We start from the raw sequence: 25,528 nt of genomic DNA on the forward strand, positions 1-25,528 counted from the left end.
AACGACGGCGGGAGGCAACGCGAACCGCGCGCGTCGTCTCCCGCCCGGCTCATGCGACCTGCTTGGCGCGGGTCAGCAACTGGTCCAGCAGGGACAGGCCCAGGTCGATCTCTTCGTGGCTGATGTGCAGCGACGGCGCCAGCGTGATCACGTTCTTGTAGTAGCCGCCCACGTCCAGGATCAGGCCGATGCGCTTGCCGTTGTGGCGCAGCTCGCCTTCCAGGCCCATGTCGACCATGGTGTCGAGCAGCTTGCGGTTCGGCGTGAAGCCGTCCGCCTGGCAGATTTCCGCGCGCAGGGCCAGGCCCAGGCCGTCGACGTCGCCGATTTCCGGGTGACGCTTCTGCAGGTCGCGCAGGCCGTCCAGGAAGTGCGCGCCCTTGGCCATCACCATCGACTCGTAGTCGGTTTCGGCCAGCATGCGCATGGTCTCCAGGCCGACCGCGGTGCCCAGCGGGTTGGAGGCGAAGGTGGAGTGAGTCGAACCCGGCGGGAACACGGTCGGGTTGATCAGCTCCTCGCGCGCCCAGATGCCGGCCAGCGGATTGAGGCCGTTGGTCAGCGCCTTGCCGAACACCAGCACGTCCGGGGTCACGCCGAAATGCTCGATCGCCCACAGCTTGCCGGTGCGGAAGAAGCCCATCTGGATTTCGTCCACCACCATCAGGATGCCGTACTTGTCCAGCACCCGCTTCAGGCCGGTGAAGAAGTTCGGCGGCGGGATCACGTAGCCGCCGGTGCCCTGGATCGGCTCGACGTAGAACGCCGCGTACTCGCACTGCCCGGCCTTGGGATCCCACACGCCGTTGTACTCGGTCTCGAACAGGCGCTCGAACTTGGCCACGCACTGCTCGCCGTACTCTTCCTTGGACATGCCCTTGGGGCCGCGGAAGTGGTACGGGAATTCGATGAACTGGGCGCGGTCGAAATGACCGAAGCGACGGCGGTAGCGGTACGACGAGGTGATCGCCGAGGCGCCGAGGGTACGGCCGTGGTAGCCGCCTTCGAAGGCGAACACCAGGCTCTTGCCGGCGCTGGCGTTGCGCACCAGCTTCAGCGAGTCTTCCACCGACTGCGCGCCGCCGACGTTGAAGTGCACGCGGCCCTTGCGGCCCCACTTGCGCTCGGCGTCGACCGCGATGGTCTTGGCCAGCTCGATCTTGGTCGGGTGCAGGTACTGGCTGGCGACCTGCGGCAGCGTCTCGATCTGGCGGGTCAGCGCCTGGTTCAGGCGCGGATTGGCGTAGCCGAAGTTGACCGCCGAATACCACATCTGCAGATCCAGGTACGGCACCTCTTCGGTGTCGTACAGGTAGCTGCCGTCGCAGCGGCCGAAGATGCGCGGCGGCTCGCTGTAGTGCACGGTGTCGCCGTACGAGCAGTACTGGGATTCATCGGCCAGCATCTGCGCATCGCTCAGCGCGCGCTGGTGGTCGGCACCGGTGCGCAGCAGCGCCTCCGGATCGGGCGCGGCATCGCCATGCAGCGGTGCGAGCGAGGAAAGCGAAACATTCCGGTTCATCGGGATCAGGCTCGTTGGGTGACGGGAAGCGGGAAGGACACGGTGGTGGTCGCCGGCACCGCCAGGTCGGGCAGCAGGGCGATGGCGTCGTCGAAACCGGTAATCGCGCAATGGGCGATCCCGTTGGCGCGGCAGTGGCGCAGCAGACCGTCCTTGGCGAACACCAGGTCGGCCTTGCCGGCCAGGCAGAAATCGGAGCGGCCGTCGCCGATCAGCAAGGTGGCGCGCTCGGGTGGCTGTTGCGCCATGACCGCGCACTTGCAGGTGCCGCTGGGGCAATCCGGCCGCGCATGCGGCGAGGCCATGCGCCATTCGCCCGCGTCGGTACGCAGCAAGCGGTTGGCGATGATCGGCAGATGGTGCAGGCCGTGGCGGGCCAGGATCCGCGCGATGCCGTAGTCCAGGCCGTCGCTGACGATGCTCAGCGGGATGCCCAGGCGCTCGGCCAGCGCCACGAAGCGCACGAAGGCCGGATCGATCCGCACCGCATCCAGCACCCGGTGCAGCGCATCGACGTCGCCGTCGAGCAGCGCGACCTGCTTGCTCATGCACTCGCGGGCCCCGATCCGACCGGCGACCCAGTCGTCCTCCAGCTCCTGCCAACCGGGGCGCCCGAGATGCTCGAGCAGGCTGTCGGTCACGTCCTGCAGGGACACGGTACCGTCAAAATCGCAAAGGATGTTCCATTGGGCGCGCAAGGTGGCTCTCCGGCTGATGGGGGCAGAGCCTAGGCACGCTGTCTTTCGCACTCCTTTCGGCGGGGTGAAAGAAAGCGGAGCGTTCACATTGGGCGTGGTAGATCGGCGTGGCGCCTTCTACTAGCCTTTAGACTGAGATGCGTAGCACAGAGACGCCGCGGGCCGATCGTGGCGCACTGGCGATTGGGATGCGACAGCTCGACATGGTCGAAGCCCTGGCGCCGGCCAAGCGGCCCCTTCTCAAAACGCGGGTACGGTGTGCTTGGACCGCCAGGCAGCACGATCTGTTTGGTCGCAGAGTGGCCGACGCTTCCGCGCCGAATCGAGCGCACCATGGCCCAAGATGCCAAAGGGAAACCGCGGGCGCGGCAGCTGGCGAATGGACTGGACCCACCGGCGCTGACTCACCAAATCTCACGACTCCCACATTTCCTTCCTTATCACCCTCCACACTCCGCCCTTCTTTCTTAGGAAGACATCTGCGTTCTTTCCCGTAGGAGGAAACGATATTTCAACAAAAGCCGCGTCATCATCGAAATAAATTTTATCGATATTAATAAATGGCCGACCCTGGCTAAATCCCGGCGTGGCTAGATACACAACCCTTACCCCACGCGCTTCGTCCGAGCACAACTTTTCACTGGTAGTGATCTGACTCGCAAGAAATGGCGTATTAGGCGACCCGAAATGTGTCGCGCCATATTCAGCAATCTCGGAGTCACCCTTGATCGCGAGCAATATCTCAACACTCTGAGGACTGCACTGCGCAATTTTTCCGGCGCGAGCATCCTTCAGATAAACAAAGCTCATGAGCACCAGCAATGCAGCAAAAACGCCGACACTCAGGCCAGCACGAGATCGGTGTTGCATAGACGGAATCTCCGAATTGTCAGCACTGACAGAAAGATCTACCAGTCCGCGCAGATGGTCATCGCGACTCCAGATCAAGTCTGCAACTGGTGGAAATAATGGGCAAGACATCTGCAATCACATGCAATTCAATCCAGCCATACCAGACGCAGATGCCGCAAAGAAGAAGAGCTTTTCTACGTTACCACCTATTCCTGCCATCAGCCGAATGCTCGAATAATACCCCGCTTGATGGCATCTCCACATCAGGAAAAGCTGTCAACCTGGCTCCTGGCTGATCAAAAATCACCACTCCATACGGAGTTTTGCATTTTTCATTTGTTATTTTTGAAAATTCAAGAAATATGCATCCATCTTCCGCGTCATATTTCCAACTACCATCACCATCAATATCACCCATCACCATAGAATCTGAACAGGCCACCGCTGCCGGGAACGCCCTTACTTCGAATTTCATATCATGACCCAGCCGCATCTTCCTAATTTCAGCATTGGCTTTCCTGGTAATCCAGAGCCCATAGTATGCATCTTCAGAGCGAGACCTCCCGCAACCAGAGATCAGGAACGCGGCAATGACAAGAAATAAATATTTCACTAACTCACACTCACATTGAGCAAGATCAAAAATCCAATAAAGCGCAAAGATCTCCCCAGAAGTTAAACTTGACGAACTCGATTTCCCACCACAACTTCTACAACCCGTTAGTAGCGAATAAGTTGCCTGCCATATCTAGGAAATTTCCAACCGATCGCTCATGAGTTGATATCACGCCGACGGCGTTTTGTTCTGATTTCTTCCAACACATCATGGAGCCGACCGGCATCCAGCATGTCACCCGTCAACTCTTCCTCTGCCAGGCATACCACGGGAATGTCGGGCTCTGTTGCGGCCAGGGCTGAACCAGACTCGTAATAGCTGAAGACGTCCTGAAAGTACCAGGTATCGCCCACCACATCTTCATCCGAAAGATTCACCCCAAGACAAATGTAAGCCCTTATGACGGGCAAGCGCATTTCCGGGTCCAGGTAGGTGACTCGATAGTAGATTTCATCGACCTGCATGCAACCACCTCGTCGGCAGGCAAAGAATTCTTCGTCAACGCCAGCACAAGTCATAGGATGCACAAAAACCGCACAGCGGCCGGCCGATCGGAGCCGTACGAAGCGCTGAAACTGCTACGCATCCATGGTGCCCGGAGCCGGAATCGAACCGGCATGGGGTTGCCCCCGGCGGATTTTAAGTCCGATGCGTCTACCAGTTTCGCCATCCGGGCCTGGTGGCGCGTAGCGTGCCTGATCGCGCGGCGCTTGTGAACCGCAGGGCGCTGCCGATCCGGCAGACGCGCCGAACCGATACGCCATATTGCCGGCATCGGCAGGCCGGAGCACTACCGCCGAAAAGCCCCCGGCACCGCCGCCACGGCGGCACCGGGGATGCCAACGGCAAGGGAATCCGCGCGGTGCTCAGATCGCGCGCGAATAGCGCGCCGGCTGGTCGGGCTGGCGCAGGTAGCGGTCGAAGCACATGGCGATCAGGCGCAGCAGCGGGCGGCCACGGGCGGTGGCCTGGACGACGCCGTCGCGATAGTCGGCCAGGCCGTCCGCGCACAGCGGCGCCAGCGCGCGCAGTTCCTCGCGGAAATAGCTGGCGACATCGATGCCGTGGCAACGCGCCACTGCCACCACGTCCACCCGCCCCTGGCACATCAGCTGCTGGATCAGTTCGGCGCGCAGGGCGTCGTCGGTGCTGAGGTGCAGGCCGCGCAGCACCGGGCTGTCGCCGGCGTCCACCGCCGCTTCCCAGGCCGGCAGGTCGCGCTGGTTCTGGCTGTAGCTGGCGCCGATGCGGCTGATCGCGCTGACGCCCAGGCCCAGCAGGTCGGTGTCGGCGTGGGTGGTGTAGCCCATGAAGTTGCGGTGCAGGCTGCCTTGCCGCTGCGCGCGAGCCAGGTCTTCCTGCGGCAGCGCGAAATGGTCCATGCCGATGTACTGGTAGCCCGCTGCAGAGAGCCTGCTCACCGCCAGGCCGAGCAGCGCCAGCTTCTGCTCGGCGTCTGGCAGGTCGGCGTCGGCGATGCGCCGCTGCGCCTTGAACAGCTGGGGCATGTGCGCGTAGCCGTAGACCGCCAGGCGGTCCGGGCGCGCGGCGATCACCGTCTCCAGGGTCTGCTCGAAGCCGGCCTGGGTCTGCCGCGGCAGGCCGTAGATCAGGTCGACGTTGACCGAGCGCATGCCGTGCACGCGGCAGGCGCGCAGGATGTCCAGGGTTTCGTGCACGCCCTGGCGGCGATTGATCGCCTGCTGCACCAACGGATCGAAATCCTGGATGCCCAGGCTGGCGCGGTTGAAGCCCAACTCGGCCAGCGCAGCGATGTCCTGCGGCGTCACCGTGCGCGGATCCAGTTCGATCGACATCTCGCGGTCCGGCGCCTGGCTGAAGCGGAACAGGCCGCGCAGGCCCTGCACCAGTTCGCCCAGCAGCTCCGGCGCGAGGAAGTTGGGGGTGCCGCCGCCCAGGTGCAGTTGCACCACCTCGCGCTCGCCGTCGAAACACGCGGCCATCATCGCCGCCTCGCGCAGCAACCGCTGCACATAGGCACGGCCGCGCTGCGGGTCGCGGGTGATGACCCGGTGGCAGCCGCAGTAGAAACAGGGACTGCGGCAGAACGGCACGTGCACGTACAGCGACAGCGGCCGCCGCGGGTCGCTGGCCTGGACCGCGGCGAACAACTGCGCCGGGCCGAAGCCGGTCTGGAAATGCGGCGCGGTCGGGTACGAGGTGTAGCGCGGGCCGGGACGATCGTAGCGGCGCAGCAGGTCGGCGTCGAAGGTCCAGGCGGCGGAGGGATCGGGCGCGGTGAGGATGTCCATGGACCGAGCATGCGCGGCGCCCGGCGCGGCCGCCTTGACCTGGATCAATCCGCGCGCGCGGCCGGCGGCAGCGGCGACACCGGCTCGAACGGCCGCCAGCTCATCTGGTGGCGGCGCCAGAAGGTCTCGGCGATGCGCTGGGCGATGTCGTCGGCCAGCAGCCGCATCGGCGCATTGGTCAGCTCGGCGGTGGTGGCGCGGAACAGGCCCAGCCAGCGCTGGAACAGCAGGGCGCTGAGTTCGCGCATGGCCATGTGCCGCGGCATCGGCGCGCCACGGAAGCGGCGCGTGCCGCGCAGCATCGCCGACCAGAAATCGCACAGCTGCCGCTGGTGCGCGTCCCAGTCCTCGATGTGTGCGGCGAACACCGTCGACAGATCGGCATCGGCGCGCACGCGGCGGTAGAACGCCTCCACCAGCGCCTGCACCTCCGCTTCGCTGCACAGGTCCGCCCCCGGCAAGGGCATGCCTTCGATCTCGTCCTGCATGTCCCGCTCCAGCTCGTTCGACCTGCTCAGTCTCCACGCGGCGGCAGCGGCGGCCTTGATCAGGATCAATGCCCGCCCTGCCCGCGCTGCCTAGTCTGCGACTGCGGCATGCGCCGACGCCGGTGTCGACGGGGGATCGGCGGCCAGGCGGCTGGCAGGCGCGGCGACGTGTGGCGCCGCTGCCTTGGCGCATGCCGCATCCTCCTTTCGCGATGGAATCCGCCGTCATGGTCTCTCCCGACGATCCGCTGCTCGACCCGCTCGATCCCGACGCGCCGCGCCCGCTGGTGCAGCGACTGGGGGTGATCCTGTGGCCGAGCTTCCTGGTCGCCGGCGCCATGAGCGTGCTGTTCTTCGCCCTGGTCGATCCGCTGGCGCTGCGCGACATCACCTTCCCCGGCCGCCAGCTGAGTCGCGAGCTGGGCTATACGGTGGGCTTCTTCATGTTCTGGCTGGCGACGCTGGCCTCGAGCCTGCTGACCGGCTTCCTGTTGCGTCCGGCGCCGCATGGCGACGACGCGCCGCTGCCCTGAGCCGACTGCCGATGCCGCGCCCTATTCCCCTGCGCCTGGTCACTGCGCCCGTCACCGCGGCCGGTCCTGCGCCGCCACATCGCTACACGCAGGTGCGCCGCATCGTGCTTTGGCTGCTGTTTGCCGGTTTCTACGTACTGCCGTGGCTGCGCTGGCAGGGCCGCCAGGCGCTGCTGCTGGACCTGCCGGCGCGGCGCTTCGACCTGTTCGGCTGGACCCTGTGGCCGCACGACGTCGGCTGGCTGCTGCTGGCGCTGGGGACTGCCGCGGCAGCCCTGGCGGTGCTCACCACCGTGGCCGGGCGCCTGTGGTGCGGCGTCGTCTGTCCGCAGACGGTGTGGAGCCATGCCTTCGCCGGGATCGAGCGCCGCTTCGCCGGCTGGCCCGCCGCGGCGCGCCACGTGGTGTGGACGACCGTGGCGCTGTGGACCGGGGTCAGCTTCGTCGGCTATTTCGTGCCGATCGCCGATCTGGTCGCGCGCCTGCATCCATTCGCCTGGAGCGGCTGGGAAACGTTCTGGGTGTTGTTCTACGCACTGGCCACCTGGGGCAATGCCGGCTTCCTGCGCAGCCAGGTCTGTCGCTACCTGTGTCCCTACGCGCGCCTGCAGCCGCTGCTGTGCGACCGCGACACGCCGCTGATCGGCTACGACGCGATGCGCGGCGAACCGCGCGGCGCCCGCGCCTGCGGCCACGGCAGCATCGCCCAGCGCGGGCGGCGCCTGCTCGACCCCGTCACCGCCCGCGACTATGCCTGGCGCGCCAGCATCGCCCAGCTCGCCGGCCAGGGCGGCAGCCGCGGCGAGGCGCTGGCCGCGTATGCCGGCACCCTGCCCAAGTTCAGCGCCGAGCAGCTCGGCGACTGCGTGGCCTGCGATGCCTGCGTGCAGGCCTGCCCGGCCGGCATCGATCCGCGCAACGGCGCGCACTACGCCTGCACCGCCTGCGGTGCCTGCGTCGACGCCTGCGACCGCAGCATGGATCGCCATGCGTTCGCCCGCGGCCTGCTGCGCCGGGCCGGCGCCAATGCCATCGACCGCCAGCCGCGGCGCTGGTGGCGGCGGCCGCGGCTGCTGGGCGGCGCCGCCGCGCTGTCGACCGCGGTGATCGCGTGGTGGTGGCTGGCGGCGTGAGCCGATCCGGGCCGGCGCCAGCCGCTCTTGCGACATCGGACGTGCATCCTCCCTCCCTCCCTTCTCCCTTGGCCATGCGAACCCGCGCGTGCACAGCGGGAAGCGCTCAGGTTTTGAGCGCAACCGCGCTACGCTTGAAACCGCGATCGGGATTCCATCGCCCGCGTTTGCGGACGCGATGGGCGCGACGCATGCCCCGCGAAACGGGACTTTCCCTCCACCGGATCCGACAGGAGCGAATATGGGACACGCCAGGAATGGGCGCAGGCTGCTCACCTGCGTCTGCCTCAGCATCGGCCTTTCGACCACCGCTGTTTCGGCGAGCGCGGCGCCAGCGGCCCCCTATGTCGATCTCGCCACGCCCTTCGAACAGGCCGCGCTCGAGACGGCGGGCCAACCGGACGCTGCACGGATCGCGGCGGTCCGCTCGCGCATCGATGCGATGCTGCCTGGGCTCTATCCAGAAGGTGCCGGCACAGACAAGCGGATCGGCGCCGCATTGCATCGGCTTTCCGTCGATCGCGAGGACTACGACCGCGCCATCGCCGATTTCCCGGCCGCCCTGAACGGTGCGATCGCGCGATTCAAGCGTGCATTTCCCGATTTCGCGTCACCGCTGCCGATCTATCTCTATCACTCGCTTGGGCAGCGTGACGGCGGCTCGGACTACCTGCAGCCCGGCAAGCGGCACGTGATGCTCTTCGGTGCCGACCTGATCGCGAAGTACCACGCCGACGACTCGCTCGAACCGTTCCTGATCCACGAGCTCTTCCATCTGCAACACGCCCGCCACTTCGCCGATTGCGACCAACTCTGGTGCACGCTGTGGCAGGAAGGATTGGCTGTCGATGCGACCGCCACCCTGGTGCCGCAGGCGACGGATCATCAATTGCTGCTCGACCTCCCCGCGCCCATTCGCGCAGCGACCGATCGTCGCTGGTCGGCTGCCCTGTGCTTCGTTGCAGCGCACTTCGACGAGACCGACAGCGCGGCGACGGCGAGCGCCCTGCAGATGGGCGGTCACCCCCCGGATGGGCTGCCGGATCGCTTCGGCTACTACCTGGGTCTGCGGCTTGCCCAGGCGACGGGCCTGGACATCACCCGGCTTTCGCGCCTCGACAACAAGGCCGCGCGCCCGGTCGCCCGGGCGGCGCTGACGAAGCTGATGACGGACGCAGCGGTCACCTGCGCAGCGCCTTCGGCCGGTCCCGCGACGATGCGCCAGCAAATGGACGGTGCGCCAGGCGATGGACACTGAGGCGCCGATGCCCTTGCGCGCAACAGCGCAGCGGTCGTCGCGACCTCGGCCAGGTTCGCGTCGTCACCACCGCGCTGCTCGCGCAACGCCGAGTCCAGCCTCCTCGCAACGTACGTAGTCATTCGCGCCGACCTCAATCGGCGCGCAACACCGTCCAGATGGCGATCTGCCTCGGCGCAACCAGCAGATCGTCCAACGCAGCGTGCCACTCCCGCCGGTAGTGCCGATGCAGTTGCACGTTGAGCACATCGCCGCGATCGCTCCAGGTTTCGTGAAGCTGGAAGACATTCGGGCGCTCGGGATCGACGTGCAGCGCCGCACGCACGAAGGTCTGCTCGTGACGCATCGCGTCGAGCACCGGGTCGAGCAGCGCGCGAAAGCGGCCGACCTGATCCCGCTTGACGTGGAAGGTGATGACGTAGGTTTCGGGAGGTGTCCTCGCACTCATGCCAGCGTCTCCGCTATCTGCACTTCGGCGACACGATCGGCGCCGTCGCGTTCGCCCGCGACCCGCAGCTCATGCGCAGGACCTCACCCGCCGCACGATGTCGTCGGCAAGCCGCGCCGCATGCGTCACCATCACGCCGTGCGCCACGCCTTCGTAGACGATCAGTTCGGCGCCCGGGATGATCGCCGCATAGACACGACCACTGGCATCGAGCGGCGCGGACACGTCGCGGTCGCCATGCAGGATGGTGACCGGCAGCGTGAGCACGGCGGCCTCCGCCGAGAGATCGCTCAGCGCGATGGTGCGTTGGAACGCGACCACGGCGCGGCGCGAGCAGTCCAGCACCATGGCCGCCATCCACGCGTTGACGCGGCGCGATGCACCTGGCGCGAAGGGCGCGATATTGGCGTCGATCCAGCCCGACAGGTCGGACGCGAGCTGCCCGCACAGGTCATCCACCATCGCCGGCGTGATCCCGCTGTCGCCGACGACCCGCGGACCGGTCGCCCCGACGAGGATCAATCGCGCGATCCGGGTACGCCCATGGCGCGCCAGATAGCGGATCGCCTCGCCGCCCGCCCCCGAATGCGCCACCAGGGTGACGCCCTCCAGGTCGAGCGTCTCCAGCACGGCGGCCAGGTCGTCGGCGAGCGCGTCGTAGCCGTAGTCGGCACGGTCGGTCGATCGTCCGTGGCCATTGCGGTCGTACGCGATGGTGCGCAGGCCTGCGGCGTTGAGGTGGAGCATGGTGTCGCTCCAGATCCGGCCGTCCATCGCCCAGCCCGCCAGCAGGACCACAGGCGGGCCCTCGCCCCAGTCGCGCACGAACAGCGCATGACCGTGATCACGCGCGATGAATGCCGGCGTCATGCGAGGTCCTTGTCGAGAAAGCCGATGACTTCGGCGATGCGCCCGTCCGCTGCGAGTCGTGCGATATCGGTCCCGGCGGCGATCGGCGCGCCGTGTTCGGGCGACAGCGTCCAGGAGAAGCGCACGAAGGGACCGTGTGCATCGGGCGCGCCGCGCAGCGTGAATCGGTGGCCGGGAACCTGTGCGCGGGCAGCCGCGATCATCGCGGCGATGCCGTCATGGCCTGCGCCCGTCATCATCGGGTCGGCGTAGCGGGCATCGGGGGTCCAGCCGTCCGCCAAGCGACGTTCGCGCGAGGCCGCATCGGCATCGTTCCATAGCGCAAGATAGGCACGTGCCAGCAGGTCCGGGTCGTTCATCGCCATCTCCTCGTCGTTGATGGACCGAGCATGCCGATGCCGATCCGACGATGCGATTACCTCCCAGGTAATGGCACCACCGCCGCAGGTCGCTAGGATGAGGACATGACGACACACGCGATCACCGTGGGCGACGTGCTGCGCGACTGGCGGGCCAGGCGCCGGCTCAGCCAACTCGATCTGGCCTGCGCGGCAGAGGTGTCCACGCGCCATCTGAGCTTCGTCGAGAGCGGGCGGGCGGTGCCCAGCCGCGAGCTGCTGCTGCGCCTGGCCGAACCGCTGGCGATGCCGCTCAGGGAACGGAACCGGCTGCTGCACGCGGCGGGATATGCGCCCGTGCATGGCGAGCGCGCCCTCGACGCGCCCGACATGGCGGCCGCGCTGGCGGCGGTCGACGCGGTGCTACGCGCTCACGCCCCGTTTCCTGCCCTGGCGCTCGACCGTCACTGGAACCTGGTGCGCGCCAACGACGCAGCGGGCGCGATGCTGGTCGGCATCGATCCGGCGCTGCTGGCGGCACCCGTCAACGTGCTGCGCGCGACCCTGCATCCCAATGGCCTGGCGCCGCGCATCGCCAACCTCGCCGAATGGCGGCACCATCTGCTGGCCCGGCTTCGCCTGGAGATCGACCAGTCGGCCGATCCCGAACTCGAAAGGCTGCATGCCGAACTCGACGGTTTCCCCTGTCCGGCCAGCGATCGCCCGCACTGCGCTGCCGCACGCGTCGCCGTGCCGCTTTCGATCCGCAACGGAGCAAGCGGAGGCATCCTGTCGTTTCTCTCCACCACCACCGTCTTCGGCACCGCGACCGACGTGACCCTGGCGGAGCTGACCCTGGAATGCTTCTACCCCGCCGACGATGCGACCAGGCAGGCGCTCCTCGCCGGCTCGCTTGCGTGAGCGATGGCGTAGCGCGCAGCGCCGGCAGCGAGGCCGGGCTGGGATTCTTCGGAAAAGACCGATCGCGGAAACGAAAAAAGGAGCCGCAGCTCCTTTTTCGGGGTTTCACTCGCCTCGCAAGAGGCAGGTGACGCAATCTGGAGCGGGAAACGAGACTCGAACTCGCGACCTCAACCTTGGCAAGGTTGCGCTCTACCAACTGAGCTATTCCCGCTTGGGATCCGCGCATTCTACACGCCTCGCAGGAGGTGCGCTAGCCCTTCGTTGCAAAAAAATGTCCGCCGCCGGCTGGCGGCGTGCCAGGTCGCGATGCGGCCTTTCTCCTTCGCGATTCGGCGGCGTCGGGGTCGGGCCGGCAGCGGCCCCGTGCGCGCCGGGTCGGGCGGCCGCCGGCCGACGCGACACGCAACCGCGGCCGTCCGATCCTGAACGCAGCGAACGGTGACCGTGGCGGCGTTCGGCTTGGCACTGCCGCTTCGCTGAATCGGAACCCCACCGACGGAAATGGGAGCGGCGCCGTCCCGACGCGACCGGCAAGACGCGCCCGTGGCGTTGGAACCGCCGGCCAGCCTGCATCGCGTGACGCATTCTCGGCGGCAACGCGTCCCCGATGGCATCGCGCCGGCAACCCGCCACGGAACCGATGCGCTACTTCAGCGGATTCTCCGGCTCCCTGCCCCGCAGCGCCTTGTCCTGCCGGCAGGTCTGCAAGGGCTGCACCGTGGCCGCCACGATCGTGGTGACCTCCCGGGTGTCGTCACGCGCGCGTACCTTGAGGCAGGCGCAGCCGTAGCCGGCGCTGCCTGTGCCGGTCGCCACCCAGCGCGCCTGCGGAAACGTCGGCCACGTGCCCTCGGCCTGGTGCCCGCCCTGCTGGCCGACCGTCCATTCGCCGTCCTTGTCCACGAGCGTGGCGTTGCCTGGCGTGGGATTGTCGAACCAGCCGCAGCGGGTGACGGTCTGCGCAGGCGGCGCCGCCTGTGCAACAGCGCACAGGCTCAGCGTGGCAACCAGGGCCGCGCCGATGACGCGCATGCACTGCAGGACGGGGCGCGATGGGGTCATGAGCTCAGGCACGAATGGCGAGGCCGGCATCATCGCAAAAACGACCTGCGCCGGCATGCCGGGAACGCCGCAGCGCGTCAGCGCCCGTTCCCCTGCTCCTGGTAGTCCGTCAGATAGTGCTCCGGATTGCTCTGCGCCGACAGATCCGCGTCGTAGCGCACCGAGGTCGGCTTCGGCGTGCCCGGCACGTACAACTCGCCCGCGGCCTCGCTGACGATCAGCAGCACGTACGGGCGGCCGTCGAGCTGCACGGTGTAGCGCGTGTCCCTGTCGGTGCTGCGCGTACTGGCGAGCAGGATCCTGCCGTCGATGGCGCTGTCCGCGTCGATGACCTGGATCAGCGCCTGCTGGCGCTCGCGCGGGCCGTAGCGCAGCGTCGACACTTTCACGCCATCGGCCGAGGCGTAGGCCTTGACCTGCTTGGCCACCTCCGGCCGCGTCGGCGCGGCGGATGCGCTGGTGGTGGCACCGGCCAGCGGCAGCGCGCACAGCAGGAGGGCGAAGGTGTGGTGACGCAAGCGGGACAGCAGGTGCATTGGCCGGGTCCTTGGTGGGAAACTAGATGGAGTGACCGGGCCGATCGCCTCGGCCCGTGCTGGAATAGACGAAGCAGACCGCCGCTTCCCCCATGGCAGCGGATCGAGGAGTAGCACAGTGACAGGACGCACCCTGCTTTGCCGCTGCGGCGGTTCCCCGGCAGTCCCGCCGCCCCTTCCGCGCAGCGCCGCGCACGCCCAGCGCCTGCGCCGCCACGCGCGTGCGCGGCGGGCCTGCATGGAGCGATGCCATGGCGAATGAATTGGACCGCTGGTTCGCCCAGCACATCCTCGCCCACGAGTCGGCGCTCATCGCCTACCTGATGCGCTGCTGGCCGCATCCGCAGGAGATCCACGATCTGCGCCAGGAGGTCTACACGCGTGTCTACGAAGCGGCGCGGCGCGCCGTGCCGGACACGCCACAGGCGTTCCTGTTCGCCACCGCGCGCAACCTGATGGCCGACCGGGTGCGGCGCAGCCGCATCGTCTCCATCGAGGCGGTGGGGAATCCGGACGACCTGAACGTCCTGGTGGACGAACGCTCGCCGGAACGCTGGCTCGGCGGCCGCCAGGTGCTGGCGCGGCTGGCCCACGCCCTGGACCGGCTGCCGGACCGTTGCCGCGAGGTGATCTGGCTGCGGCGGGTGGAGGAACTGTCGCAGAAGGAGGTGGCGGTGCGCCTGGAGATCAGCGAGAAGACCGTCGAGAAACACATGGCCAAGGGCGTGCGCCTGCTCGCCGATCATTTCCATGGTGCGGCGGTGACCGCTGCGCCGATGCCCGTCGTGCTGCAGGAACCGCAAGATGGAAAGCTGGGCGATTGAAGCGCTGGCCGCGCAGTGGCTGACGCGGCGCGAAAGCGGCAACTGGCGCGCCGCGGACCAGGCCGAACTCGACGCATGGCTGGACGCGTCCACCGCGCACCGGGTCGCATTCCTGCGCCTGGACGTGGCCTGGAACGCGGCCGCGCGCCTGCGTGCGCTGGGCGCCGGCGTTCCCGCCGGGCATCCGGCGCCGCGCGGCCTGACCACGGGCCTGACGGTGACGCCGGGGCCGTCGCTTCCGCCACCGCTGTCGGCATCGGCTACGCCGCGCGCGGGCGCTGCGCGACAGCGCGCCGCCTCCCGTCGCCGCGGGTGGCTGCTGGCCGCGCTCGGGGCCGTGGCCAGCGTCGCGGTCGCCGCCGGGCTGTATCTTCGGCTGTCGCCCGGCGTGCCGATGGCCCAGGCCTACCGCACCGAGATCGGCGAACTGCGCACCGTCACCCTCGCCGATGGTTCACAGGCCACGCTGAGCAGCGATAGCCTGCTCGAGGCCAGCATCGGGCCGCAGGCGCGCCGGGTGGTGCTGCAGCGAGGCGAGGCCTTCTTCGCGGTCCGCAAGGATCCGACGCGACCGTTCGTGGTGCAGAGCGGCGTGCGTCGCGTGGTCGCGGTCGGCACCCGCTTCGACGTGCGCCAGGACCACGATGCGCTGCGCGTGGTGGTGACCGAAGGCATGGTGCGCATGGAGGAGACCGACGCCATCGACCGCACCCAGGCGGTGCTGCTGCCGGCCGGCAGCATCGCCACCGTGGACGCGCAGGGCGCGCGCGTGCAACGCAGCAGCATCGCCGAGGCGGAGCGGCAACTGGACTGGCGCCAGGGCTACCTCAGTTTCGATGACGTGGCGTTGCCGCAGGCGGTGGCCGAGATCAACCGCTTCAACCGGCGGCCGCTGGTGCTGGCCGATCCGGCGCTGCAGGCGCTGCGGATCAGCGGCAGCATCCGCTGGAACGATCTGGAGGGCTTCGCGCGGCTGCTGGAACGCGAGTATCCGGTCCGCATGGAAGCGCATGCGGAAGCGGTGATCCTGCATCGCCGTTAGCCGCCGCAGCCGCGCCGTACTGCGCCGCGCCGCCCGCCCCGTTCCGTCGCACCACCAGGAGATGGAGATGTCGCATCGCTCGATCCAGCGGAGACTGACGTGGGGCGCGCTGCTCGCCACGGCAGCCGCCGCCGCGATCGCACAGCCGGGCGGCTTCGACATCCCGGCCGGGCCGTTGGCGCCGGCGCTGAACACGCTGGCGCGGCAGGCGGGCCTGCAACTGCTGTATCGGCCCGACCTGGTCCGTAACCTGTCCACCGCCGGCGTGCGCGACATCGCCGATCCGCTGCAGGCACTGGACGCGCTGCTGCAGGGCACCGGCCTGCAGGCGCAGCGCGAGGGTAGCGATCTGGTGCTGCGGCGCAGGGCCGCGGTCGCCGCACCGGCGGCGGCACCGGCACCTGCCGTGGCGCAACTCGCCACGCTGCAGGTGACCGGCTCGCGCATCCCGCGCGCGCAACTGGAGGGGCCGGCGCCGGTGACGGCGATCGACGCCGAGCAGATCCGCGCCAACGGCTTCCAGCGCCTGCCGGACGTGCTGCGCGCGCTGACCCAGAACGGCGGCGAGACCCAGAGCCAGCAATCGGCCAGCGGCGCCGACTATACGCCGGGCGCCGAACAGGTGAGCCTGCGCGGGCTTGGCCCGAACCATACCCTGGTACTGATCAACGGCCGCCGCGTGGCCGACTTTCCACTGCCGTTCAACGGCCGCAGCAACTTCGTCGACGTGGCGAGCATCCCGCTGGCCATGGTCGAGCGCATCGAGGTGCTGAGCGGCAGCGCCTCGGCGATCTACGGCTCCGACGCGATCGCCGGGGTGATCAACATCCTGCTCAAGCGCGACGCCGACGGCACCACCGTGGACGCACGCGTCGGCCAGAGCAGCCGCGGCGACGCACGCACGCTGCAGGCCAGCCTCACCCACGGCTTCTCCGGCGAGGCGCTGTCCGGCCTGGTCAGCGTCGAGGCGAATCTGCAACAGCCGCTGTGGGCGTATCAGCGCGCCCGCCAGGATTCCAGCAGCGACGCCCCCACCGCGCGCGCGGCGGCGCCGCGACGCGCGTTCCTGCGCACCGATGCCGACGACGTGTATCTCGATCCGGGCGCGGCGACCTGCGCGCCGCTGGCCTCGCTCAACGATCACGACACCGGGTACAGCGCGCGCGACGGCGATGGCCGCGACGGCCTGCCCGGCCACTACTGCGGCAGCCGTCGCGCCATCGGCTACGGCACCGTGCTGCACCGCCGGCGCAGCCTCGATGCCTATGCCACGCTGCGCCGCGCGCTGGGCGAGCGTGCCGCGTGGTTCGCCGACGTGCAGCTCGGCCTGCAGGACATCGCCCTGATGCGCGGTGTCCCGACCTGGGCCTACATGCGCCCGGATGGCAACGAGGAAGGCTATTTCTACAACCGCCGCACCGCACAGGTGGAATACTGGAGCCGGCAGTTCGCGCCGGAGGAGATGGGCGGCCTGGACGTGGGCATGGTCCACAACCGGCAGCAGCGGCTCAGCGTGGCCACCGGCGTCGAGGGCGCGCTCGGCGCGGGCGATTGGTCCTACGAGGCGACACTGAGCCACTCCCAGGCGCGCCTGCGCACCACCTGGCCGCAGATCGTCGCCGCGCGTGCCAATGCCCTGTTCCTCGGCGAGCAGGTCGGCGTGGACCCGGGTTCGGGCTATCCGATGTTCGATGCCGACCCCGCGCGGCTGTACACCGCGCTGACGCCGGCCGAGTACGCCGCGATCGCCGCACGCACCACCTACCGACCGCAAACGCGGGTGGACGCGGCCACGCTGACCTTGCGCCAGCCGGCACTGGTCGGCCTGCGCGGCGGCGATGCCGGCCTCGCCCTCACCGCCGAAGTCGGCGCACAGGCTTACGCCCTGCACCCCGACCCGCTGGCGACGCAGTCCTACTACTACAGCTGGCGCGACGCCGACGGCGCCGGCCAGCGTCGGCGCTGGGCGCTGGCCGCGGAACTGCGCCTGCCGCTGCTGGAGCCGCTGACCGTGGACAGCGCGGTGCGCTACGACCGCTATGCCTATTCCGGCCAACAGATCGGCCGTTTCACCTGGAGCAATGGCCTGGAGTGGCGACCGAGCGACCGCCTGCTGCTGCGCGCTTCGCAAGGCCTGGCGTTCCGCGCGCCCGACCTGCATTACCTGTACGCCGGCGAGGGCATCGACGAAAGCGTGGGCACGGACTATCTCCGTTGTGCCCGCGAAGACGCCGCCGTGGCCGCGGCCGATTGCCGTTTCGACAACGAGCCGCTGCTGCGCCGGCGCCGCGGCAACCTGGACCTGAAACCGGAGACCAGCCGCTCCTGGACGGCCGGGCTGGTGTGGTCGCCGCGGCAGGAGCTGGACCTGAGCCTGGACTACTTCGCCATCGATCTGCGCGACCAGGTGCAGGACCTGTCCGCCGACCGCGCGCTGCGCGACGAAGCCGACTGCCGCCTCGGCCGCCGCCCGCTCGCCTCGCCCGCCTGCCAGCAGAGCATCGCCCGCGTGGTCCGCAGCGCCGACGGCCGGCTCTACGCCGTCGCGCTGGCGCCGATGAACCTGGCGCGCACCACCACCAGCGGCATCGATGCGCTGCTGCACGGGCAACGCGAGACGCGCGTCGGGACGTTCGACGTGTCGCTGGCCTACACCTGGGTCCGCCAGTACCGCACCCAGCTCTACGCCGGCGAGCCGATGCAGGACGCATTCGCGGCGAACAGCGGGATCGACATGCCGCGCGCCAAGGCCAACGCCAGCCTGCGCTGGTCGCGCCAGGCCTGGTCGGCGACCCTGCATGCGCAACGGCTGGGGCGCCTGCCCAGTTGGGAATCGGCCTTCGGCCGCTACGATCCCGGCAGCGGGCGATCGGCCTGGATCGGCGCCAGCTACCGCTTCAACGCCACCGTGGAATGCCGGCTCGACGCGCGCAGCACGCTCTCGCTGGCCGCGACCAACCTGCTGGATGCGATGCCGCCGCGCGATCGCAGCGCCACCGTGTACCCGTTCTACGACGTGTCCTGGTTCGACACCGTCGGCCGCCAGCTGTTCGTGCAGTACAACCGGCGTTTCGGGGCGGCGGCGCCGTAGGGGCGCGAGGCGCGCACGGTAGGGAAAGCTGCGACTGGCTCGTCTATCTACCGCAACGTCCCCCGCGGGAGACGCTGCCGCGCGCTGCTGCCGGCTCCCGCACCGCCCTGTTCCGGAGCCTCCGCTGCATGCAGACCCTGATCCAACGCGGCATGGCCGCCCTTCACCAGGACGACGTCGAGGGCCTGTACACGCTGTGGTCCGGCACCACCGTGCTCACCCATCTGCAGGCGGCCGACCTCGATCTGCTGATGCAGCGCTGCGATGCGCGGATCCAGGCCGCGCCGGGCGAGGCGGCGCCGTGGCGGCTGAAGTGCCTGATCTACCTGGACCGCAGCGAGCACTTCAGCGGCGACCGCGAGCAGGCCCTGCGCACCGTCGCCGCCTGGGCCGAGCGCGCGATCGGCCTGGCCCCGCTCGACGCCGAGGCGCATCGCCTGCTCGGCAGCGCACACTACTGGCTGGACGAACCCGCCGCCGCGATCGGCGCCTACCGCACCGCGCATGCGCTGCGGCCACAGGTGGATCTGCAGGTCCGCCTGTTCGAGATGGAATCGCTGCCCACCAGGCAGTCGCCGCAACTGTTGCAACTGGATTTCCGCGACACTCACGCCTGCCACTACTACGGCGCCGGCGTGTCCATCGGCAAATGGAAACACCCGCAGATGGATTCGGCCGACGCCGGCTATATCGACGCCGTGCAGTTCGCGCTCTACGAGCACGGCACCACGCTGTTCCGGCAGGCGCTGGAGCTGGGCGATGCGGCGACCTGCAACACCGACACCCACAGCTTCGCGATGTGCTGCAACAACCTCGGCCTGCTGTACCTGGACCGCGGGCTGTACGCGCAGGCGCAGGCCATCCTCGAGGAAGGCCTGCGCCACAGCCAGTTCCAGTTCCTGTACCAGAACCTGCGCACGGCCTATCGCCAGCAGGGCATGCACGCCGAGGCGGCGGAACTGGCGCTGACCCTGATGCTGGACTACGACCTGGACACACCGCTGTTCCTGGATTGCGCGCAGGCGGCGTGCAGTCATCTCAACCGCGTCGGCCGCCATGCCGACGTGCTGGAAATCGCCGATGCGGCGCAGGACGCGTTCGAGGCGCTGCCCGACGACGCCCAGGCCGATCCGGACCTGCTGCGCCTGTACGCGCTGGTGCAGGCGCACCACCGCCTCACCGCCGCGCGGGCGCTGGGCCGACTGCAGCCGCAGCACGTCGACACCGATCTGTCGCGGGCGGCCGCGCAGGCGAATCCGCACGACCTGGACACCTTGTTCGTGCATGCCAGCGCGCTCGGCGAGGCGCGCGCGTACCCGGCCGCGGTCGACGCCTACGGCGCCTTGATCGCCCAGGCCACGCAGCAGCAGGACGCGCAGGCACTCAAGCGCGCGCGGCACGGGCGCGGCTACCTGCTGCTGTACTATCTGCCGGACGCCAAGGCCGCGCTGCAGGACTTCCTCGCCGTGCAGCGCGACGGCACGGACGACTTCTACACGCACTACTACCAGGCCAACTGCCATTACGTGCTCAAGGACTACCGCAGCGCACTGCCGGCCTGCGACGCGGCGCGCGCCCTGCTCGACGACGGCGTGTTGCAGGCCGACCCCGGCTCGGCGGCGCAGCTGTACATGATGGAAGCCAATTGCCACATGAACCTCGGCGCCTATCCCGCATCCGTCGCCGCCTTCGAGCGTTCGCTGGCGCTGCACGAGCGCGCGGACGTGCGCGAGAGCTACGACCTGGCCCGGCAACTGGCGGCCAAGCCGAAGAAGCGGCTGTTCGGGCTGTTCTCGTGATCGCCGGCGCATGAGCCGCGCTTCCCACACTGCCCGCGCGACGGTGCAGTGGCCGCGCTGCGGCCGCGTGCGTCCGCGCGTGTCCTGACTCGGCCCGCCGTGTCGCTGCGCCACGCGCTCCTCGGGCTGAGCCTGCTGCTCGGCGGCTGCGCGGCGTCAGCGCCGGCACCGGCGCCGCTGGAACAGCAGGTCTACGTGTGGCAACGGCAATGGAGCGGCGCGCATGCGGCGGCGCTGGCACAGACCCGCACGGACTTCGCGGCGCTGCGCGTGCTGGCGCTGCAGGCGCATCCGCGCGCGGGCTGGAGCCGCGCCGCGGTGGAGTTGCGGCAGCTCGCCGCCGATGGCCGCCCGGTGATCGCGGTGGTGCGGCTGGACGGGCAATTGCCGGCGCTGGACGCGGCGCGGATCGACACCGAGGTCCTGCAGCTGGTGCACCGCTGGCGCGCTGCCGGCGTGGCGCTGCGCGGCGTGGAGATCGACCATGATTGCGCCACCGCGCGCCTGCCCGCCTACGCCGCGCTGCTGCGGCAGTTGCGCGGCGCGCTGCCGGCCGAGCTGGCGCTGAGCATCACCGCCCTGCCCGCCTGGCTGGACAGCCCGGCGCTGGCGCCGCTGTTGCGCACGGTCGACAGTTCGGTGCTGCAGGTGCATGCGGTGGACGCGCCCACGGCCGGCCTGTTCGATCCGGTGCAGGCACGGCGCTGGGCCGACCGCTACGCCAAGCGCAGCGCCAGGCCGTTCTGGCTGGCCCTGCCGGCCTACGGCGTGGCCCTGGTCGACAACGCCGATGCCGATGCCGACATCAGGCCGCTGATCGAAAGCGAAGCGCCACTGGCGGCACCCGGCACACGCCACGAACTGCGCGTGTCGCCACAGCAGTTGGCCGCCTTCGTCGAGGCGCTGCGCGCACACCGCCCGCCGCACCTGGCCGGCATCGTCTGGTTCCGCCTGCCGCTGCCGGGCGATCGCCGCGCCTGGCCACTGGCGACGCTGCAGGCGGTGGTGCACACGCATCCCTTGCAGGCGGCAGTGCAGGTGCAGGCCAGCGGTGCAGGCCCGGTCTACGACCTGACTCTGGCGAACAACGGCAACGCCGGGGCCGCGCCACCACAGCGTGTGGTCCTGCGCGGCAGCGCCTGCGAGGCCGGCGACGCCCTCGGCGAGTATCGTCTGCGACTGACGGCGCAAGCACCGCGCTTCGACCGTACCACCACTCCCTCGCCCCTGGCAGCCGGCGAACGCCGCGCGCTCGGCTGGGTCCGCTGCCGCAGCTTGCACACAGGTGCCATCGATGTCCTGCCGTGATTCCCGGCGCGCGGTCGCGCTCGCCACCGCGCTGATCCTGCTGCCGCTGGGCGGCGCCCGCGCCTGCGGCCCGGAGTTCCCCTATCGCCTGCTCGACGACCGCGCCGGCGCGCTGGCGCAGTTGCCGGAAGGCAGCTTCGCCCGCGAGGTGCAGCGCCTGGGCGCACCGATCGACGGCCTCGGCCGCGCCAGCGCGGCGACCCTGCCGCGCTACTGGGACGCCGGCGCGCAGTTCCCGCAGCAGCGCGATGCCGTCGAACGCACGCAACTGGGCGCTGCGCGGTTCGCCCGGATCGAACAACTGCGCGCGCTGGACGACGCGCAACGCGTCGCGCGCGAAGGCGCCGAGCTGCCGCCGGAACTGCGCCTGTACACCGCCGGCGCGGTCGCATTCGCGCAGGGGCATTATCCGCAGGCAACGGACTATTTCCGCCAGGTGCTGGCCCTGCCCGAAGCGCAGCGCCGATCGCGCAGCACCTGGGCCGCCTACTCGCTGGGACGCAGCCTGGCGCTGGCCGCCGACGGCGCGCTGGACGGCGATGCCGCGGCGCAGCGGCAGGCGTACCGGCAGCAGGCGCGGCAGGCCTTCCAGCAGACCCGTGCGCTGCGCCTGGCCGGGCTCGACGACCCGCTGGAGCTGGGCATCGCCAGCCTCGGCGAGGAGGCGCGCCTGCTGCTCGCCAGCGGCGACTGGAACGGCGCGATCGGCCTGTACGCGGTGCAGGCGGCGCAGGGCTCGGACACCGGAATGAGTTCGCTCAAGCAGGTGGCCGCCGACCTCGCCCGCCGCAGCGATGCCGAACTGGCACCGCTGCTGCAGCAGCAGGCGGTGCGACGGCTGTTGATCGCCAAGCTGCTCAGCGACACCACCGCGTTCGATCCCGAGACCGGCAGCGCCCTGTCCTCGGCGCGCTTCCTGCGCCTGCTCGAAGCGACGCAGCGCGAACCGGTGGAAGATGCCGACCGGCTGGCGGCGTTGGCTTATCGCCACGGCGATTATCCTGACACCGCGCGCCTGCTCGCGCATGCCGGCGACAGTGGCCTGGCCTGGTGGCTGCGCGCCAAGATGGCGCTGCGCGATGGCGACGCCGCACGCGCCGCCCAGGCCTATGCGCAGGCATCCCGGCGCTTCCCGCCGAACGAGGACTGGGGCACGCGCCGCAACGGCGGCTGGAGCAACGAGACGGTCAAACCGCAGTGCCGCATCGCCGGCGAAGCGGCGATCCTGGCGCTGCAACGCGGCAGCTACGTCGAAGCGTTCGCACAGCTGTACCGCAGCGGCGATCTCTACTGGGAAGACGCCGCCGCAGTCGCCGAGCGCGTGCTCACCGTGCAGGAACTGCAGGACTACGTGGATCGCCACGTTCCCGCTGCGCAGCCGACCGCCGCGGACGCGGCACCGGAGTACTGGGAGCGGACACCGGCGCTGAAACTGCGCGAACTGCTGGCGCGCCGACTGATGCGCGACGGCCGCTACGACGAGGCGCGGCCCTATTTCGCCCAGGCCGAACTGCGCGAGGCGGCACGCCGTTATCGCGATGCACGGCAGCAGGCCGCATCGGCGTGGACCGGCATCGGCCGCGCCGAGGGCCACTACCGGGCCGCCCTGATCGCACGCCATCAGGGCATGGAACTGCTGGGCTACGAGCTGGGGCCGGACAACCGGGTCTACGCCGGCAACTACGCCGAAGCGGCTCCGCATGCGCAGCTGCGCCCAGGCGGCCTGATCGCCGCCGCCGAAGCGCAGCGCTGGACCGCCACCGCCGCCCAGCCCTACCGCCGCTACCACTACCGCTGGATCGCCGCCGCCCTGGCCGATCGTGCGGCGGACGACCTGCCCGCACGCAGCCAGGCCTACGCCGCGGTGCTGTGCCAGGCCACCGACTGGCTGATCACCCTCGACCCGGCGCAGGCGCGCCGCTCCTACCAGCGTTATGTCGCGCACGGCGCCCTCAACCCGGTGCCCGGCAAGGCCTATGTGTTCGGCGTGGGCGCCTGCGAGACGCCGGATTTCGAAGGCGCGCGGCGGCGCCTGTGGATCGAGCGCGGCCAGGCCGTGCGCCAGTTCGTGCACACGCATCGCTTCGCGCTGGGTGCGGCCGGGCTGGCGCTGCTGACCGCAGCGACCTTGCTCGTGCGTCGGCGCGTGCGGCGCAAGTCGCGCGAAACGACAACGCAAACGCCGCAGGACTGAGTCAACCGCCGGGTCGGGCGATCGAGCGTCTGTCAGCAGCCGCCCGCCATCACCGACGAAACCGTCAGGCAAGCGCTATATCGCCCTGCCCAACCCCCAATCCCCAATCCCGACTCCCCACTCCCCAGGTAGGGATCGCCCTCCCTCGCTCGTCTCTTCACCAGGAGTTTCCCTTTCGGGCTGGAATCGCGTCGGCGCACGCGGCGCCGGCCGCTCTGCCGTCCTGGACGACCGCTCTTCCCGATGCAGCACCGCACCACGCGCGACAAGGACGTCACTGCCCGCGGCATGCGCCACGTGGCGTTCGCGTGCCTGCGTCTGTCGTGCGCCTCTACGGCCCGGAGACTGCGCTCAGTTCCAGCAAACCCAGGCCACGCAGGCCACCACCATCGCCCCCAGGCAACACAGGCGCCCGGTGCGGCGCCGGCTAAGCAACGCGTGCACGCCCTGCCACAGCAGCAGCGTGGCCAGCACGCACAGGCCGACCAGCCGCCCGTTGCCGCTGTCCTGGAAACTGGCGGAGGACAGCTGCGGATCGGTGCCGTCCACCCATGCGTACGGGCTGCCGGACACGAGATACAGCAGCAGCATGCCCAACACATAGCCGCCCCAGGACAGCAGTTGCGCGGCGATCGCCAGCGCCCTGTACGCAGGTGCCATCGCGCGGCCTCACTCGCACACGAACAGCGTGCCGGCAGTCGGATCGGCGCCAGTCGGGCGCAGTGGCTTCGCTTCGCAGCGCGCGACGTCGCCGATACGCCGAGAGACCTGCACCCTGCCGTCAGGCCCGTATCCACACACCAGATAGAGGCCATGCGGATCTGGCGCATCGAAGCGCCAGACCGACACGCCCGCATCGCCGGGACGGCGGCTGTCCTCGTTGCTGGGCACCAGTGCGGCCATCTCGCGCGGCGGCCCGGAGTAGACGCCGCTGGAGAACAGCCGCAGCGGCGGCGCGGCGGCGAGATCGACGCGGGCATCGGCCGGCACGTCGGGACTCTGCAACTGCGCCTCGGCGATGCGCAGGCGCCCGGGGCACTGCAGCGTCTCCCGGGCCGCGACGGGCGCGGCGAACAGGACCGCGATGAGCAGCGGCAGCGCGCAGCGCGCCGTGGCGGACATTGCCTTCGAAACCATCACGCGCTCCTTGTCGACGGCAGGATCGAGACCGGCGACGACGTCGGCCCTGCCAAGCCGCGCATACGGTGCCTCCACCATCGCCAAAGGTCAACGCGACGACACGATGCGCCGTCGGCGTCATCGCGCGCCTTTGCGCAAGCCCTCAATTCCCCCGCCCCATCCACCCGCAAAAGAGAACCCCGATGCACGGCACGACCCACGACTACAGCCAGTACAGCCCCAAATGGCAGTTCCGCTTCACTTTCTACGACACCTACGGCGAACCCAAGTCGGCGAGCTTCAAGGAAGCGATGAAGGCGCTGCCGTTCAAGGAGAAGCTGCGCCTCAACATGAACTGGTTCGCCTTCTTCTTCGGCTTCATCTACCTGTTCGTCATCGGGCTGTGGCGCAAGGCGCTGATGCTGCTCGCCATCTCGCTGTGCTGCGGCATCGTGCTGATGTTCCTTCCGGACGCGGCCACCCGGGCCTTCGGCATCGCCTACTCGATCCTGGTCGGCATGACCGCGAACTACGCCTACTATCTGGACAAGGTGAAGGGCAGCACCAGTTGGAACCCGTTCGAAGGCATCCGCTGGTAAC

General features: G+C 69.2%; 25 protein-coding genes and 2 tRNA genes. 11 read left to right on the top strand and 16 right to left on the bottom strand.

What is annotated here, in order from left to right:
- Window positions 1–49 precede the first annotated feature (49 nt).
- The 8 genes from PG878_RS12405 to PG878_RS12440 all read right to left on the bottom strand — a co-directional run bounded on the left by PG878_RS12405 (window position 50) and on the right by PG878_RS12440 (window position 6,449).
- Window positions 50–1,405 (bottom strand): aspartate aminotransferase family protein, encoded by a 1,356-nt coding sequence (locus PG878_RS12405; protein WP_198526533.1) that lies wholly within the window; start codon window positions 1,403–1,405, stop codon window positions 50–52.
- Between the two features lie 122 nt (window positions 1,406–1,527).
- Window positions 1,528–2,220 (bottom strand): MtnX-like HAD-IB family phosphatase, encoded by a 693-nt coding sequence (locus PG878_RS12410; protein ID WP_026143941.1) that lies wholly within the window; start codon window positions 2,218–2,220, stop codon window positions 1,528–1,530.
- Between the two features lie 414 nt (window positions 2,221–2,634).
- Window positions 2,635–3,090, bottom strand: coding sequence for a hypothetical protein (locus PG878_RS12415; RefSeq protein WP_311185966.1), 456 nt, complete (start codon window positions 3,088–3,090; stop codon window positions 2,635–2,637).
- A gap of 181 nt (window positions 3,091–3,271) precedes the next feature.
- Window positions 3,272–3,685, bottom strand: coding sequence for a hypothetical protein (locus tag PG878_RS12420; RefSeq protein WP_209032530.1), 414 nt, complete (start codon window positions 3,683–3,685; stop codon window positions 3,272–3,274).
- A 158-nt stretch (window positions 3,686–3,843) separates the two neighbouring features.
- Window positions 3,844–4,152 carry a hypothetical protein gene (locus tag PG878_RS12425; protein ID WP_209032531.1) on the bottom strand — a complete coding sequence of 103 codons (309 nt, stop codon included), beginning with the start codon at window positions 4,150–4,152 and terminating at the stop codon, window positions 3,844–3,846.
- A gap of 125 nt (window positions 4,153–4,277) precedes the next feature.
- A tRNA-Leu gene (locus tag PG878_RS12430) sits at window positions 4,278–4,364 on the bottom strand.
- Window positions 4,365–4,554: 190 nt separating this feature from the next.
- Window positions 4,555–5,961 (bottom strand): oxygen-independent coproporphyrinogen III oxidase, encoded by a 1,407-nt coding sequence (gene hemN, locus PG878_RS12435; protein ID WP_209032532.1) that lies wholly within the window; start codon window positions 5,959–5,961, stop codon window positions 4,555–4,557.
- Window positions 5,962–6,005: 44 nt separating this feature from the next.
- Window positions 6,006–6,449, bottom strand: a complete 444-nt coding sequence (locus PG878_RS12440) for a group III truncated hemoglobin (RefSeq protein WP_244672749.1) — start codon at window positions 6,447–6,449, stop codon at window positions 6,006–6,008.
- A gap of 227 nt (window positions 6,450–6,676) precedes the next feature.
- Between PG878_RS12440 and PG878_RS12445 the strand changes: the two genes are divergently transcribed.
- From PG878_RS12445 to PG878_RS12455, 3 genes are all read left to right on the top strand, one after another.
- A complete protein-coding gene (locus PG878_RS12445) occupies window positions 6,677–6,982 on the top strand; it encodes a hypothetical protein (protein WP_209032606.1) in 306 nt (101 codons plus the stop codon).
- Between the two features lie 11 nt (window positions 6,983–6,993).
- Window positions 6,994–8,115: a 4Fe-4S dicluster domain-containing protein gene (locus PG878_RS12450; RefSeq protein WP_244672750.1), complete on the top strand. Its 1,122-nt coding sequence runs from the start codon at window positions 6,994–6,996 to the stop codon at window positions 8,113–8,115.
- A 241-nt stretch (window positions 8,116–8,356) separates the two neighbouring features.
- Window positions 8,357–9,373, top strand: coding sequence for a DUF2268 domain-containing putative Zn-dependent protease (locus PG878_RS12455; protein ID WP_209032534.1), 1,017 nt, complete (start codon window positions 8,357–8,359; stop codon window positions 9,371–9,373).
- 133 nt (window positions 9,374–9,506) lie between these two features.
- Here PG878_RS12455 and PG878_RS12460 read toward each other — a convergent pair whose 3' ends face one another.
- The 3 genes from PG878_RS12460 to PG878_RS12470 all read right to left on the bottom strand — a co-directional run bounded on the left by PG878_RS12460 (window position 9,507) and on the right by PG878_RS12470 (window position 11,050).
- Entirely contained in the window at window positions 9,507–9,821 is a 315-nt protein-coding gene (locus PG878_RS12460; protein WP_209032535.1) for a putative quinol monooxygenase, read from the bottom strand.
- A 69-nt stretch (window positions 9,822–9,890) separates the two neighbouring features.
- Window positions 9,891–10,691, bottom strand: a complete 801-nt coding sequence (locus PG878_RS12465) for an alpha/beta fold hydrolase (RefSeq protein ID WP_209032536.1) — start codon at window positions 10,689–10,691, stop codon at window positions 9,891–9,893.
- Window positions 10,688–11,050, bottom strand: coding sequence for a nuclear transport factor 2 family protein (locus PG878_RS12470; protein ID WP_209032537.1), 363 nt, complete (start codon window positions 11,048–11,050; stop codon window positions 10,688–10,690). The genes PG878_RS12465 and PG878_RS12470 overlap by 4 nt, the downstream gene beginning before the upstream one ends.
- 105 nt (window positions 11,051–11,155) lie before the next feature.
- Between PG878_RS12470 and PG878_RS12475 the strand changes: the two genes are divergently transcribed.
- Window positions 11,156–11,950, top strand: coding sequence for a helix-turn-helix domain-containing protein (locus tag PG878_RS12475; RefSeq protein ID WP_209032538.1), 795 nt, complete (start codon window positions 11,156–11,158; stop codon window positions 11,948–11,950).
- 138 nt (window positions 11,951–12,088) lie between these two features.
- Here PG878_RS12475 and PG878_RS12480 read toward each other — a convergent pair.
- The 3 genes from PG878_RS12480 to PG878_RS12490 form a co-directional block, all read right to left on the bottom strand.
- Window positions 12,089–12,164, bottom strand: a tRNA-Gly gene (locus tag PG878_RS12480).
- 434 nt (window positions 12,165–12,598) lie between these two features.
- Window positions 12,599–13,072, bottom strand: coding sequence for a DUF4087 domain-containing protein (locus PG878_RS12485; RefSeq protein ID WP_244672751.1), 474 nt, complete (start codon window positions 13,070–13,072; stop codon window positions 12,599–12,601).
- A gap of 20 nt (window positions 13,073–13,092) precedes the next feature.
- A complete protein-coding gene (locus PG878_RS12490; RefSeq protein WP_244672752.1) occupies window positions 13,093–13,551 on the bottom strand; it encodes a hypothetical protein in 459 nt (152 codons plus the stop codon).
- Window positions 13,552–13,802: 251 nt separating this feature from the next.
- Here PG878_RS12490 and PG878_RS12495 point away from each other — a divergent pair, with 251 nt between their 5' ends.
- The 6 genes from PG878_RS12495 to PG878_RS12520 all read left to right on the top strand — a co-directional run bounded on the left by PG878_RS12495 (window position 13,803) and on the right by PG878_RS12520 (window position 23,809).
- Window positions 13,803–14,375 (top strand): RNA polymerase sigma factor, encoded by a 573-nt coding sequence (locus tag PG878_RS12495; protein WP_209032539.1) that lies wholly within the window; start codon window positions 13,803–13,805, stop codon window positions 14,373–14,375.
- Window positions 14,356–15,417, top strand: a complete 1,062-nt coding sequence (locus PG878_RS12500; protein WP_209032540.1) for a FecR family protein — start codon at window positions 14,356–14,358, stop codon at window positions 15,415–15,417. The genes PG878_RS12495 and PG878_RS12500 overlap by 20 nt, the downstream gene beginning before the upstream one ends.
- A 67-nt stretch (window positions 15,418–15,484) precedes the next feature.
- The gene (locus PG878_RS12505; RefSeq protein ID WP_244672753.1) at window positions 15,485–18,508 is read left to right on the top strand and encodes a TonB-dependent receptor; all 3,024 of its coding nucleotides are present in this window, start codon (window positions 15,485–15,487) and stop codon (window positions 18,506–18,508) included.
- A gap of 128 nt (window positions 18,509–18,636) precedes the next feature.
- The gene (locus PG878_RS12510; protein ID WP_209032541.1) at window positions 18,637–20,307 is read left to right on the top strand and encodes a tetratricopeptide repeat protein; all 1,671 of its coding nucleotides are present in this window, start codon (window positions 18,637–18,639) and stop codon (window positions 20,305–20,307) included.
- A 99-nt stretch (window positions 20,308–20,406) separates the two neighbouring features.
- A complete protein-coding gene (locus PG878_RS12515; protein ID WP_209032542.1) occupies window positions 20,407–21,615 on the top strand; it encodes a DUF3142 domain-containing protein in 1,209 nt (402 codons plus the stop codon).
- Complete coding sequence (locus tag PG878_RS12520; RefSeq protein ID WP_209032543.1) at window positions 21,602–23,809, top strand: hypothetical protein; 2,208 nt, start codon at window positions 21,602–21,604, stop codon at window positions 23,807–23,809. The genes PG878_RS12515 and PG878_RS12520 overlap by 14 nt, the downstream gene beginning before the upstream one ends.
- 351 nt (window positions 23,810–24,160) lie before the next feature.
- On the opposite strand, the gene PG878_RS12525 is transcribed toward PG878_RS12520, so the two are convergent.
- Window positions 24,161–24,469: a hypothetical protein gene (locus PG878_RS12525; protein WP_209032544.1), complete on the bottom strand. Its 309-nt coding sequence runs from the start codon at window positions 24,467–24,469 to the stop codon at window positions 24,161–24,163.
- Window positions 24,470–24,478: 9 nt separating this feature from the next.
- A complete protein-coding gene (locus tag PG878_RS12530; RefSeq protein WP_244672754.1) occupies window positions 24,479–25,027 on the bottom strand; it encodes an STY0301 family protein in 549 nt (182 codons plus the stop codon).
- A gap of 104 nt (window positions 25,028–25,131) precedes the next feature.
- On the opposite strand from PG878_RS12530, the gene PG878_RS12535 reads away from it, so the two are divergent.
- Window positions 25,132–25,527, top strand: coding sequence for a DUF2628 domain-containing protein (locus tag PG878_RS12535; RefSeq protein ID WP_209032545.1), 396 nt, complete (start codon window positions 25,132–25,134; stop codon window positions 25,525–25,527).
- Window position 25,528 lies beyond the last annotated feature (1 nt).

This window comes from Xanthomonas hawaiiensis (assembly GCF_031834635.1).
Lineage (GTDB): Bacteria > Pseudomonadota > Gammaproteobacteria > Xanthomonadales > Xanthomonadaceae > Xanthomonas_A > Xanthomonas_A sacchari.